This is a genomic window from Kordia aestuariivivens, assembly GCF_014397005.1.
Taxonomy (GTDB): Bacteria; Bacteroidota; Bacteroidia; order Flavobacteriales; family Flavobacteriaceae; genus Kordia; species Kordia aestuariivivens.
Genome location: NZ_JACGWS010000008.1, coordinates 1 through 13330 on the forward strand (window position 1 = coordinate 1; position 13330 = coordinate 13330).

Annotated in this window: 10 protein-coding genes and 1 rRNA gene; 5 read left to right on the top strand and 6 right to left on the bottom strand. The window is 32.9% G+C overall.

Going from position 1 to position 13330, the window contains the following annotated elements; genetic code table 11:
* Nucleotides 1-76 (top strand): 5S ribosomal RNA (gene rrf, locus H2O64_RS24400); the annotation flags it as partial.
* 446 nt (nucleotides 77-522) lie between these two features.
* Here the strand turns inward: rrf and H2O64_RS13335 are convergent.
* From H2O64_RS13335 to H2O64_RS13345, 3 genes are read right to left on the bottom strand one after another with little or no spacing between them, the layout of a single operon-like run.
* Nucleotides 523-1344 (bottom strand): T9SS type A sorting domain-containing protein, encoded by an 822-nt coding sequence (locus H2O64_RS13335; RefSeq protein WP_215907167.1) that lies wholly within the window; start codon nucleotides 1342-1344, stop codon nucleotides 523-525.
* A 4-nt stretch (nucleotides 1345-1348) separates the two neighbouring features.
* Complete coding sequence (locus tag H2O64_RS13340; protein ID WP_187562705.1) at nucleotides 1349-2755, bottom strand: hypothetical protein; 1407 nt, start codon at nucleotides 2753-2755, stop codon at nucleotides 1349-1351.
* A 12-nt stretch (nucleotides 2756-2767) separates the two neighbouring features.
* Complete coding sequence (locus H2O64_RS13345) at nucleotides 2768-4237, bottom strand: formylglycine-generating enzyme family protein (protein ID WP_187562706.1); 1470 nt, start codon at nucleotides 4235-4237, stop codon at nucleotides 2768-2770.
* Nucleotides 4238-4574: 337 nt separating this feature from the next.
* Between H2O64_RS13345 and H2O64_RS13350 the strand changes: the two genes are divergently transcribed.
* Nucleotides 4575-5312: a LytR/AlgR family response regulator transcription factor gene (locus H2O64_RS13350; RefSeq protein ID WP_187562707.1), complete on the top strand. Its 738-nt coding sequence runs from the start codon at nucleotides 4575-4577 to the stop codon at nucleotides 5310-5312.
* A 15-nt stretch (nucleotides 5313-5327) separates the two neighbouring features.
* On the top strand, nucleotides 5328-7262 hold the full coding sequence (locus H2O64_RS13355; RefSeq protein WP_187562708.1) for a tetratricopeptide repeat-containing sensor histidine kinase: 1935 nt from the start codon (nucleotides 5328-5330) through the stop codon (nucleotides 7260-7262).
* Nucleotides 7263-7327: 65 nt separating this feature from the next.
* On the opposite strand, the gene H2O64_RS13360 is transcribed toward H2O64_RS13355, so the two are convergent.
* Nucleotides 7328-7522, bottom strand: a complete 195-nt coding sequence (locus H2O64_RS13360) for a hypothetical protein (protein ID WP_187562709.1) — start codon at nucleotides 7520-7522, stop codon at nucleotides 7328-7330.
* A 76-nt stretch (nucleotides 7523-7598) separates the two neighbouring features.
* Nucleotides 7599-9308 (bottom strand): helix-turn-helix domain-containing protein, encoded by a 1710-nt coding sequence (locus tag H2O64_RS13365; protein ID WP_187562710.1) that lies wholly within the window; start codon nucleotides 9306-9308, stop codon nucleotides 7599-7601.
* Between the two features lie 284 nt (nucleotides 9309-9592).
* Between H2O64_RS13365 and H2O64_RS13370 the strand changes: the two genes are divergently transcribed.
* Nucleotides 9593-10852, top strand: a complete 1260-nt coding sequence (locus H2O64_RS13370; RefSeq protein ID WP_187562711.1) for a S8 family serine peptidase — start codon at nucleotides 9593-9595, stop codon at nucleotides 10850-10852.
* A gap of 422 nt (nucleotides 10853-11274) precedes the next feature.
* Nucleotides 11275-11502 (top strand): hypothetical protein, encoded by a 228-nt coding sequence (locus H2O64_RS13375; protein ID WP_187562712.1) that lies wholly within the window; start codon nucleotides 11275-11277, stop codon nucleotides 11500-11502.
* A gap of 174 nt (nucleotides 11503-11676) precedes the next feature.
* Here H2O64_RS13375 and H2O64_RS13380 read toward each other — a convergent pair whose 3' ends face one another.
* Nucleotides 11677-13320, bottom strand: coding sequence for a hypothetical protein (locus tag H2O64_RS13380; RefSeq protein ID WP_187562937.1), 1644 nt, complete (start codon nucleotides 13318-13320; stop codon nucleotides 11677-11679).
* Between the last annotated feature and the right edge of the window lie 10 nt (nucleotides 13321-13330).

The following is a 13330-nucleotide window of genomic DNA, read 5'->3' on the forward strand; positions in this document are numbered from 1 at the left end:
CATTCCGAACAGAGAAGTTAAGCCCATTAGCGCAGATGGTACTGCAGAAATGTGGGAGAGTATGTCGCCGCCTTTTTTTAAAACCCTTACCCCAACAGGTAAGGGTTTTTTTATGCCTAAAATCTAAACCTAAAATACTCAGCTAATTAGAGGTTGATATAGGTTCATTTACATTAGTATGTTTAATAGAAAGAATTTATTTTATTATACTCAGTGGTTTATAGTAGCAGTTTGTTATGTCAAACTCACGTTAATAGTTTAAGAAATTGATTCAACGTAAGAATATTTAATTAGAACATTTATTGTTTTAATCATGTAGTGTATAGGATATGTTATTCAGGTAACGTTATAGGTAATAAATAAATATGGTAGTATATAATCAATTAGGAAATATATTAACCGTTAATTGATACATTAAACCAAGCTAGAGATAGCGATTAATTTATAGATAGAAATAAAAAACCTCTTAGTTGTGAAAACTAAGAGGTTTTTGTGAAACAAAAAATAGAAGCTTATTACAATTTACTCTACAATAAGCTTTTTAGTAGTTTTTATATCGTCTGACGTTATTGTAATTAGATATAAACCTGATGCAATATTACTTACATCAATTGTGTTTTCAGGTGATAATTGCATTGCAATTTGCTTCCCTGCATTATCGAATACTTCAATTTTAATATCTTCTATTCCTGCTGGCAATTCAATTTTTACAATATCTTTTGCTGGATTCGGATATAATGATAATTGTGATAGTATGTTTTCTTCTTCAATAGATAACGTTGCTAAATTGAATGAAGATGGTGCTGTAACAGCTGCCGCATTGGGATCTACTACATTTACAAATTCTGCCATTCCATTATCAATCATATCAGCTTGCATGAAGGATTTTAAGGGCGTTACTGTATTTGCTAATGCAGAATTATTTTCTAATATATATATGGTTCCCATCGTTGGAGTTCCATTCACCGTAAAGGTGTATACAGTAGAGTTTGTTGCTGCTGAAGGCGCAGATAATGTTGCAGGACTTCCTAAAGTTTCTGTAACTAAGTATCCATCAATAGTTGGTTGTGCTACGTTAGTTCCATCAAAGAATGTTGCACCCGCAGCTCCTCCTAATGAAGTTGCTGATCCTGTATCAATAGTTACACCATCTGGTACTATAATTGTAAACCCATAACTCTGTACAGAAGTAGCAAAGTTGTTAGCACTTGCATTTGGCACAGCTTGTATTGAAAAGCTATAACTACTATTATGTATCAATGTGTAGGTGTATCCATCCTGAGCTTTTAGTTGTCCAGCTAGAAGGAAAATAAACGAGACTATTAAAATATTAATTTTTTTCATGAGTTTAATTTTCTGGTAATTGTTCTTGAATTTGATATGTACTAAAGTTAAGGAAATTTCCTGGATGTGCTAATACATTTTGTAAAATGAACGGCGTATCTGGCATTGTTCCAGTGTACTGTGTGTTTCCATCCATGTCAACGTCATGTACATTATATCCAGTTACAATATATGTTGGAAAATTTAAAAAGTTCCCTGGATTGTTTAATACTTCTGACAACACACCAGTGGTATCAGGAGTTGCTCCAGTATATTGAACTACAATATCTCCATTTACATTTCCAGCCCATAGTGCCATACTTCCATTAGATAATTGCACCTGTGGATTGGTTCCAAAAAAGCCAGTTGCGTTGTTGCTATAATCAACACTAGTAGGAGTTACAGATAAAGGAATTTTATTAGCTGTCATAGCAGATAAATGATTTCTGTGTTTTACAACTATATAATATTCTCCTGTCAATCCACGTACTATTACATCAGATGTTCCATCTATAGCTACAACATCGCCATCGCGTTGAAGTAAGGCAGAAGTATCACCGACAACAATTGTAGCGTCTGAACCACTTCTAATTTCGATCCATACCCAATCTACAATGTTATTTTGAGTTAATCCAGATCCTGAAATTCCTCCGTTATTGAATACATTAGAATTTGAAATTACATCACCAGCGTCATAAGGACTTACCTTAGGAATTATGTTTCCAACACGTAAGTTATCATTCATTAGACCAGCATTTACAGGATCTAATAGTGGTCCTTGTAAAAATACTTTTATTTGCAATCTCAAGTCTACAACTTGATTTGGATCAAGGAATACATTTTCTTGATTTGAAGAAAATCCGTCACCATTTCCACCTTCATACAATACTACTAAAGAAATATTGTCTAATGTTGTGTTGAGTAAGGTTTCCACATCATGTCCGTCACCATTTCCACCTTCGTACAATACTGCCAGCGAAATATTATCTAATGTTGTGTTTAGTAAACTTTCAACATCAAATCCATCGCCATTTCCGCCTTCGTACAATACTGCTAGCGAAATATTATCCAATGTCGTACTGAATAAACCTTCAACGTCATGTCCGTCGCCATTTCCACCTTCGTACAATACTGCTAGTGAAATGTTATCCAATGTCGTACTGAATAAACCTTCAACGTCATGTCCGTCACCATTTCGACCTTCGTACAATACTGTTAAAGATATATTCTCCAACGTGGTACTGAGTAAATTCTCAACATCATGTCCGTCACCATTACCGCCTCGGTATAGGATGACTAGAGAAATATTATCTAACGTAGTATTAAGTCTTGCTTCAACATCATGACCATCAGCGTTTCCACCTTCATATTGAGCAAATACCTGTGTACATTGGAATAGTATAAAAGATAAGATTAAAAATCTTTTTTTCATCTTTTTTATATATTAAGGTGCTGTTCTTGCTCCTCTAAATCCAAGGCGATTGTTTCCTCCAGCAATTAACGAAGCTCCATCAAATCTATCAGAAACTCTAATAAAATCAGCACCATTTAACCAACTTCCACCACGGAAACTATATCCGTCACCTGTTGTATTATTTGGCCAGTTTGATACCGTACCATTTCCAGTAGTTGAACTTATAATTCCGTTACCATGTAATCCAGTAAAGTTTCTTCCTTGCGCAGTTCCTACGGTTACCACTCTTTCGTATAAGTTACCAGACATTTCCATGACTCCGTAATAACTTCCTCCAGTTTCTTCTCTGTTATTATTTACAGCACTTGCAGCAAAAATTCCATTTCTAACAGGACCACTAATTGTACCATTTGTAATACTATATAATGCATTTCCTGTATTTGTTTCTGGATTTGTGATTCGTTCACTTGAGAATCCTGAATTTACCAATGTGTAATCATTAGAGGCAATATTAGCACTTCCCCAAGCAAATTCTCCTGGTTTAGGTAAAATAGGTCCTCTACATGCTTTTTCGTATTCTAGTTCGCTCAACGGGCGCATTCCTGTCCAGTCCATATAGGCATTCATATCTGCAATATCTAAATAACTCACTGCCCTATCTGGAGCTGTTGTTGTAGCACTTGCGGTGCCGCCTGTCCATGCAATTGTATTCCTACTTACGACTGCATCACTATTTTTATGTGTTGCATCAGTAACATCTCTATTTGTTTTTTGATTTTCTGTTAAACTATTAAAGAAAGCTAGCCATTGCCCTTCGGTGACTTCATATTTCATCGAATAAAAATCATTGAATCCTTTTGGGTATGAAGCTGATAAAACACCTGTTTGGTCTCCACCGTTAGCGTTGGTTGCTGTATAGTATAAATTTCCTGAAGTATTTGCGATTGTTAATGCATTTTCAGAAGTAACTCGAAATGATGATGATGTAGAAAAACCACCTGAATGGAATTTGTTTGCTTCATCTCCAGTAGTTCCACCTACATAAAAAGATCCTGATGGTACATATACCATTTCCACAGCAAATACCTGAATGTCTATAATGTCATTTGTGTCCGTAGATCCAAAGTTCCAACGAATTTGCATATTTTGGAAGTTTACGTTTCCGCTTCCGTCAGAATCTCTATAAATAAATGCTCCGATTCCATCAGAAGTTACATCTAAGGTAGATCCTGTAGAAGCAACAGAGTTTGCCTGACTGATGATTCCATGTGTCCATGTACCATTATTTACACGATATTTGATAAATACCCAAGCAGCATCCCAATTGGATGGTCCTGAACTGATTCTCCATGAATTGTCCCAAGCCAAGTCGAACTCAACGTGTACCCAATTTGAAATGTCATTTAAGTTTTCTAGTGAAATGTTGCTCACTCTGATATTGTTTGCTTTTGTTGAAAAGGCAAAGCAAATTAGCATTAGAATTAGTGTAATTTTTTTCATTACTTTGATTTTGATTATTTAGTTAATTTGATAAATTGTACTCTAGTTAATAATTATTAGCCATACATATAATATAGACTAGTTTGTGATCAAAGATTTGGGTGAAACTTTTTTTACATTTCAAATATACCTGAACAAGAATAAGATTAGTGCAGTTTTTGTATAAATGGAATCAAATGTTGTATAGATTGTTTTTGACTGAAAAGGGTGAAAATCCCCTTGTTTGTTAACCATTTATAAAACCAAACCGCATATACACATTTTTGCACCAACGATACGAACACTGTATAAATGTAAGCCTAAAAGTTTACCTTTATAGTATAAAACCCAAAATCTCATGTTAAGAGCAATTTTAATCGACGACGAACCTAAAGCTTTAGAAAGCTTGTCTTGGGAATTGGAAAACTTTAGCGATGAAATAGAAATTCTAGCAACGTTTACCGATCCTGAAGAAGCCTTATTGTATATTGAAAAAGCATCATGTGACTGTGTCTTTTTAGATATTGAAATGCCAACAATGGACGGTTTCCAGTTTTTAAATCGGTTGAAATCAAAAGATTTTGCAGTCGTTATTACAACGGCTTATAACGAATATGCGATGAAAGCATTAAAGGAAGAAGCAATCGATTATTTATTGAAGCCTATTGATATGGATGATTTAAAAGTGGCGATCTCCAAAATAAAAAAATACATTTCTCGCAATGATGTATCTACCGAAAAGTTTGAGCGTATTTTATCGGATTACAACAGTAGATTCAACAAGAAACGAATTACCATCAATACAGACGGAAAATTAATTTTTCTCGATTTAGAAGATTTACTATTTGCTGAATCTGATGGAAATTATAGTACCCTATATTTAACCAATTCAAAAAAAATAGTGCTTACCAAGAAATTAAAAGAAGTAAATGCCATGTTGCCCGATGAGCGTTTTTTCAGAATTCACAATTCATACATTGTCAACCTAGATAAAATAAAGGAATTTATAAAATCTGATGGATATGTAATTTTAGTTTCCAACCATAAAATTCCAATTTCTAGACAGCGAAAGGCAGCTTTTCTAGAAAAATTATAAGAAAACCCAAAATGTATGTGTAATTTATTTAAGAATGATATCCTACTCATTCTTACCCTCTTTTTTACTTCTATTAGCTTTTCACAAACGATTGATAGTGTTTTTGTGAAAGAAGCAAACGCACTTTTGGAAGCAAAACCTACAGCGTATTTTGAGATCAATCAAAAACTAAAAAAATACAATAGAGACTCTCTACAACTTCAATATTTAGTCAATCTTTACGAAAAAAATCAATACTTACATGGAGAAAGTTATGCGTTAAATGCGATCGGTATTTACTGTCGAAATACGTCTCAGTACGACAAAGCGATTTTATATCATAATAGAGCGTTAGAGAAAGCAAAAGAAGCAGATGATAAAGAATTACGTGTAAACTCTTTAAACATGTTAGGCGTTGTGTATAGACGAATAGATGATATTCGCACCGCTTTAGATTACCATCAAGAAGCATTAGCGCTCGCTGAAACCATTGAAGAACGTACCGAATCCGTAAAAAGAAGTATTGCCGTTTCTCTAAATAGTATGGGAAATATTTTCTTAGTGTTAGAACAATACGACTTGGCAGTACAACGCTTTACAAAGTCAATGAAAATTGAAGAAAGTGTAGGTAATAAATTGGGCTTAGCAATTAATTATCACAATATAGGATATGCAAAAGAAGCTACGGGCGATTTAGAAGGCGCGTTAATTGATTATAAAGAATCATTGCGCTATAATAATGCAATCGATTCTGATTTGGGGCGTGTAATTTGTAATAATACGATTGGTCGAATTTATATTAAACAGAAAAAATACAAAGAAGCCATTAATATTATTTCCTCTACATTGGAAAGGGCAAAAGGATTGCGTGATAAATTTCACTTGTCAGATGTATATATCAACTTAGGTTGGGCATATTTGGAGATGGACAATAACCAGCAAGCAAAAAAATATTTAAACGAAGGTTTAGCAATTTCTAAAGAATACAATTTAAAAAGTTCAATAGCTGAAAGTTATACCCATTTAGCCAATCTTGCTGAAAAGGAAAAAGAGTTTGAAAAAGCATTAAATTTTCAGAAGCAATCGTATGCATTGAATGAAGAAATAACAAACGAGAAGAATTTCAAGTATGTGAATGATCTTATTATAAAATATGATAAGGAAAAATTCAATTTACAAATTGAAAACCTTGAAAAAGAAAACGAAAATGTAAAGCTTACGCTGAAAAGAAATAAAAGTATTTGGATTACGAGTAGTATCGTGTTGGCGTTTTTGGCGATTATGATTTACATTTTATACCGACAACGTTTATTAAACAATGAAAAAAAGATTTTAACATTAGAACAAGACATGCTACGAAGTCAAATGAATCCGCATTTTGTGTTTAATTCGTTGAACTCAATCAAGCAATACATCATTGCAAATGAGCAAAAAAATGCAGTCCATTACTTAAACAAATTTGCCAAACTCATTCGTAAAATATTAGACGCTTCTCGTGTAAAAGTAGTTTCGCTTGGCGACGAATTGGAAACGATGGATTTGTATATGAGTATTGAAAACATTCGTTTTTCTAACGAAATTAACTTTGAAGTTTTTGTAGATAATGATATTAATCTTGATCAGGTAAAAATTCCTTCGTTGATATTACAACCATTCTTAGAAAACGCACTTTGGCATGGATTGTCTTCTAAAAAAGGACAAAAAAACATTAAACTTTCTGTAACAAGTACTGAAAAAAACTTTGTGACAATTGCAATTGCAGATAATGGAATTGGTAGAGAAGCAGCAAAGAAAATTACCGATGATAAAATTATAAAACGAAAATCTATTGGAATTGCGTTGACAAGAAATAGGCTTGCTAATTTTGTGAAAAATTTCAAAAACAGTTTCTCCGTAGAATTTCTAGATTTAAAAGATCAAAACAATACTGCGATCGGAACAGAAGTGGTGATGACTATTCCGTTACATTAAAAAAAGCAACATTAGCTCTAATTAAATAGCTGTTCAGTTAACCGTTTTGGATTACAAAATAGAGTCTATCCTTTAGTTTTTCTACCTTCAACAGGTCTTCCTGATGTTACTGGGCATGATACATAGAGAGTGTTGGTTGTTGCCGGAGTGTAAGATGTATTAGTGTTAGTTACTGTTGGATGTTGTCTTTCACCAGCTTTAATATGTTCTAAATTTCCCAGTTTTGAAATAGTTTCCTTTATAAGATGTAGTTTCTTCATAATACTTGTATATGTTTAATTATGGATGTAAATCTATAGTATTCTTGCTTTAAAAAGCAAAAATAAATTTGACGATTTATAAATCGTCATTCTTTAATTTCTTTAAATAATAGGAAGGAGAGATTCCTGTTTGCTTTTTAAAAACCCTACTAAATGTTTCATGTCTACTAAAACCAAATTGCTCTGCAATATATTTAAGTGTATATTGTTGGTAGTCTTTTTCAATTTTCAATTTTACCAAAACTTTATTGATTCGATATTCATTAAGATAATTAGCAAACGACTTCTTTTTATAGGTATTCACAATTTTAGAAAGATATGAAGTATTCGTCTCAATTTCTTTAGCAACTGAGTTCAAAGTACAACTTGTGGAAAGAAAATGCTCTGTTTTTTCTAATTCATCTAGTGCCGTTAAAATACGTTTAACCTCTTGATCTTCTATTTTAGTCAAGTTGATAGTGGAAGTAAATTTAGGAGCTTCTTCCTTTTTTATTTTTTCTAAAATCTCAGACAATTTTTTACTATTATGACGATTCTTCTTATAATAGAATATAGCAATGTACCCAAAAAATAGAATACTAAATATGGTAATAAAAATTGTTGTGTATAGATTGCGTGTTGCTTTAGTCTCCAGCTGGAAAATCTTCTTTTCAAGAATTTTTACATCATAAGTTTCGTGAAGTTTTGCATATAATTTTTGATTGTCTTGCTGAATTTTACCACTAAACTTTTTAAACTTTTCAAAATTGACCTCTGCTTTCTCTTGATCATTGATGTATGAATAATTCTTTGCTAATAAAAGATAGATTTCTGGAGCATCATTAAAATAAAAATCTTCATCAGCGATCAATGTATTCGCTTTTTCTAAAATTTCTATAACTGTATTGTAGTCTTTTAATTCATCATACAATCTTCCTAAATAGAGGTGTAAAAGTATTGTCCATTTACGATCATTATTTTTTTCAAAATAAACTAATACTTCTTGAAATGTGCTTAATGCATTTTCATATTGTTTTGTTTTTTGATACCATTGCCCTAATGTGCTTAAAAATAAAAAAGAACCTTCTTTGTCATTATGTTGTTGACTCTTTTTTAAGCCTGAATCAATATATGTTTTCACAGAATCTAAATACAACGGGTTTGAATTTGATTTATAGATATCCAAATGCAATTCTCCAATAAGATGCAGTGCACTAATTTCACTATAAAAATCATTTTCTTTCCTGTAACTATGTAAAGCAGTTTGTACATCTTTTAATGCTTCATAAGGATTTTGCAGCTCTTTTTTAATTAATGCAATATTGTTTAAAGCAACCAAAGACATATATGTATCATCGGAGTTTTTAGTAAGTTCTAAGACTTTTTTATAATGCGAAAATGCACGCTCTAACGCTCCTTCGCTGTACGCCATGTTTCCTTTAAAATTAAAACAATTGGCTAACATATAAGTATCTTTTGCTTTTAGGGCATAGTATTCAAGTTTATCAATAGCTTCTTTAAATTTAGCTTTTTCCCCTTGTCTTATATATGTAGATGATAAGTTATAATAAGCTATAGTAATTTTATCTAAATCGTTACTTTCTTGGGCTTTTGAGAGCATTTTTTGTGCATACATCTCTGTTTTTAGAAGATCGCTATTTTTGGTAAGCTCGAATAATGAATCAAGTTGATGAAAAGAAAACTGTTTCAACTCTAGTTGTTGTTCTTGCGCGTAAATGAATAAAGGAACACATAAAAATAGGATGCATATATACTTGTATAAACATAAAGCAGTACTATTTTTCATTATGAAAAAATCAAGGGTTTCCATGCAAAGTAGAAATATTGGATTACATACCAAAATTTAAGTTGGATTATCTGAGCATGTAATTACTGTTTTTGAATCAAAGAAGCTTGACATTTTATAAATCCTCAAGAAGCCTTTTTTTTATATCTATTTTTTCAATGTTACTTAGCTGTATTATTAACTTAATCAAATGGAAGCATTCTTTATTGCGATTTTAAGTTTGATAAAAACTATTATCAAATATTGAATGCTAACATAATAACCAAAACAAATATTTATAAATCATGAAAAAACATTTTTTGAAATTTTTAGCAATAGCTAGTTTAGCTATCATCGGTTGTCAAACTGAGACTATCGAAAACTCAAATGAGGAGTCAAGTATTCTAAATAAAAACATCGCCATTTCAGCAACTTTTACCCAAACAGAAAGTTCTCCTATAAAAGGACAATATATTGTTATACTAAATAATGGAGTTTTTAATAAAGCGACAAATGGTAAAGGGATTGTTAATTATGAGAGCGCTAAAAAGTCTTTCATGTCTCAAAGTATTGAAAAATTTTCAAATGCCAAATTAGAAAAATCAAGTATTATAAATGCTTATGGATTTGCACTTGAAGGTTTTACAGCGAAACTAAATGATGCTCAATTAAAAGTATTGAAAAATGATCCAAGAGTTTCATCAATTGAACAGGATTATTATGTAGTGCAAAATTTTCCCGCAATAAAAGCTAAACCAGCAGGCGTTGGAAATGGTGGTGGAAACGCAGCACAAGAAGTTCCCTATGGCATTACGCGTGTAGGTGGAGGACAAGTCTATACAGGAAGCAAAACTGCTTGGGTGATAGATTCTGGAATTGATTTAGATCATCCAGATCTTAATGTCGATGCGGCAAGAAGTGCCTCTTATGTTACTAGTGGTGGCGGATCTTCTCCGGATGACCAACATGGACATGGTACTCATGTAGCAGGAACTATTGGAGCAATTGATAACAGTATTGGTGTTGTAGGAGTTGCAGCTGGAGTAAATGTAGTAGCAGTAAGAGTAGTAGACAGAAGAGGTTCTGGAGCTGCTTCTTGGTGTGTTTCAGGAGTTGATTATGTAGCTGCAAATGCGCAAGCAGGAGATGTGGCAAACATGAGTTTAGGGTATCCTGCAAATCCTTCCATTGATCAAGCAGTTATCAATGCATCAAATTTAGGAATTGAATTTGCTTTAGCCGCTGGAAATGATGGGGCAAATGCAGCAACGGGACCTAGTCCATCACCTGCAAGAGTTAATGGGGCTAATATTTATACAGTATCTGCTATGGATATAAATGACAATTTTGCTTCTTTTTCAAATTACGGCGAGCCACCAGTTGATTATTGTGCACCTGGAGTAGCTGTTAAATCATGCTGGAAAGGCGCTGGTTATAGTACAATAAGCGGAACATCAATGGCATCTCCTCACATGGCAGGTTTGTTAATTTGGGGTAATGTTTCAACGAGTGGTTTTGTAAATGGAGATCCAGATGGAAACCCAGATCCAATTGCTCATAGATAATTACTAGAGAAATTTAATAGCACACAGTTATACAATAAAAATGAGAAAGGATTCCGTACGGAATCCTTTTTTATTATGTTAGAAATACACATAAAACCTTATAAATCGTACAGTAAATTTAAGTAATAAATGGTATGCCTGTGAAAGCTAATTTTATACCTTCTTTCATTAATCGATCTAATATTATGTTTGTACTTAAGTTTAATTTATAAAGCTTCTTTAAATCGCGTTTTGTGCTTGTACTTGGTAGAAGGTAATTGTTGCTTGGTAGCTTTTACTTATAATTTTATAATCCATACTGAGCAATTGTGGTTTTAAGTCAAAATGCTTCTTGACGTTTTATAAATCCTCAAAAAGCCTTTTTTTTTCTACTGTTTTTTCGATGTTATTTAGCAGCATTAATAATCTTAAACTTTATAATCATGAAAAAAAAGAATTTAAAAAACTTAGTCTTAACAAAGGAAACAATTTCTAAAATAAATCCGACAATTGTATATGGAGGAGTAAAAAATGGACGTCCAACAGAGTTGCCTCAACCTCCTATAGACACAATCCGAATTCCGCCAACAACACGGATTCCCGTAGATGTATCTAGAGCAATAACAGTACAACAAACTAACTGCGCAAGTGTTTGTTTTGAGTGTCAATAAATGACTTTGAGAATACAAAGAAAGCGGTTTTTTACAACCGCTTTCTTTCCTTATCTGTCAATATTTATGTTTTATAAAGAATCCTTTACAATACTATCTTTCTGAATTGTTGTGGAATCTTTTACAGTATGATATTCTACTAAACTTAGCAATACGTAAATGATTATTAAATTTCTATTGATTATCAATTTTTTCAATTAATTGTTTAAGCTCATTAGTAATACTATCTTTTATGAACTCTTGTCGCAAGCGCTCTTCTTCAGTATATATTACTTCTTTCGATAAATTTTCAGAAGCTTGCCATGTTTCACCTAATTGATTTAAAATTTGCGTATTCCATTGTGATGGATGTTTGGCATCAATCCAAACCACATCTTTATACGAAACATCAACCAAGGCTAAATCGGGTGTAGAACCACCATCAAACTGATCGCTATTTGCACGTTTTGCGGCAATTGTACTCAACATAAATAAACGTCTTTTTCCAGCAATATCGCGTATAAACGGTCTAAATTCTACAGGTTTATTCACGGTCCAATCGTATTCCTTTTTAGATTCCATCACTTTTGCTGGCATTGCCGAAACACCTGCCAAACCTTCTTTTCGACTTGCATGATTATAATAGTATACACCTTGACTTCCATCAGCTGGAATAAAAACACTGATGGATAAACCTGTTCGTTTATCGCCAATAGGTTCCAAACCAAACCAATGATACAAACCGTCATAAGCATTATTCACAGCACCTGTAAACTTGAAATCGGTGACAAATGGTTGTTGATTTTGATCTTCGATTAAATCGGGAATTTTCACAGCAGTTTTCTTATTCCATGGCAATGGATCTGTAAATCCGCCTAAAAACATCATCGATTTTGCTTGCAAGCGTGATACTTTTTCAGAGAGTGTATTTTGTCGTGTTAAGTATGGATATTTTTGAACATCTTCTGCCGAAATAAAAGTTCCTTTTCCAATCAACAAACGCTCAAAATAATCATTATGATCTCCTGTTTCTAAAACCATCACGCCACCAAATGTTGGATATGGGAAAAAGAATCCTTTCCATCTAATCAAACTCACAACCTGAACCCAATTTCCAGCATCATTCTTCATATAATACGCTTCATGCGGCTCATAATTAAACAATTGCCAAGGATTGAAACGTTGTACAACGGCATTATACGTATTTCTACTAAATGCTAACGATTCACCAATGGAAAACACTGCGGAAATTCGATTCTCGTTCGCAAAGCGAGGAGAAGGCGATGTACTCGAAACCGAGAATAACTCTTCAATATTATCATTCGTACGTTGAATAAAATATTCCTGAGAAGGTTGTACTGCCATTGTCCACTGATTGCGATCGTCTACACGAACCAACTGTGGAGCCGAAACTTCCTGTGTTTCAGAAATAGATTCGTACGCCATTGTTTTGATATTATTGTACGGTTGAATACGTTCGTTTCGACTCAAAGGTAACTTTGAAATTTCTTGAAGATTCATGTCATTAAACACATTGTACGTTTGTATATATTCATACATGCCAACATTCCAAAACAATACATAAATCAGCGCAATAGATGCCAATGTAAGTATTCCTTTGAATATCTTTTTCATCACGTTTGCAGCTTTCCGAAACGATCGTATTCCGAAATAAATAATGACTACAAATAATAATAAAACAAACAAGTACTTTCTTAAAAAGAGTAAAAACGGCTGGTAATCATCTCTCAAAATAAAAAGTGCACTAAAAACAATCAATCCTATTATAATTAGAATAATTTTTTGTTTTGCTCCACGGTTCCAAAATCTTTTTAACATAGTTCTTATT

What these genes read in the sequence shown, in the direction of transcription:
- H2O64_RS13355 (WP_187562708.1), top strand. Translation starts at nt 5,328, where the DNA reads ATGTGTAATTTATTTAAGAATGATATCCTACTCATTCTTACCCTCTTT.
- H2O64_RS13335 (WP_215907167.1), bottom strand. Translation starts at nt 1,344, where the DNA reads ATGAAAAAAATTAATATTTTAATAGTCTCGTTTATTTTCCTTCTAGCT.
- H2O64_RS13375 (WP_187562712.1), top strand. Translation starts at nt 11,275, where the DNA reads ATGAAAAAAAAGAATTTAAAAAACTTAGTCTTAACAAAGGAAACAATT.
- H2O64_RS13365 (WP_187562710.1), bottom strand. Translation starts at nt 9,308, where the DNA reads ATGAAAAATAGTACTGCTTTATGTTTATACAAGTATATATGCATCCTA.
- H2O64_RS13360 (WP_187562709.1), bottom strand. Translation starts at nt 7,522, where the DNA reads ATGAAGAAACTACATCTTATAAAGGAAACTATTTCAAAACTGGGAAAT.
- H2O64_RS13370 (WP_187562711.1), top strand. Translation starts at nt 9,593, where the DNA reads ATGAAAAAACATTTTTTGAAATTTTTAGCAATAGCTAGTTTAGCTATC.
- H2O64_RS13380 (WP_187562937.1), bottom strand. Translation starts at nt 13,320, where the DNA reads ATGTTAAAAAGATTTTGGAACCGTGGAGCAAAACAAAAAATTATTCTA.
- H2O64_RS13345 (WP_187562706.1), bottom strand. Translation starts at nt 4,237, where the DNA reads ATGAAAAAAATTACACTAATTCTAATGCTAATTTGCTTTGCCTTTTCA.
- H2O64_RS13340 (WP_187562705.1), bottom strand. Translation starts at nt 2,755, where the DNA reads ATGAAAAAAAGATTTTTAATCTTATCTTTTATACTATTCCAATGTACA.
- H2O64_RS13350 (WP_187562707.1), top strand. Translation starts at nt 4,575, where the DNA reads ATGTTAAGAGCAATTTTAATCGACGACGAACCTAAAGCTTTAGAAAGC.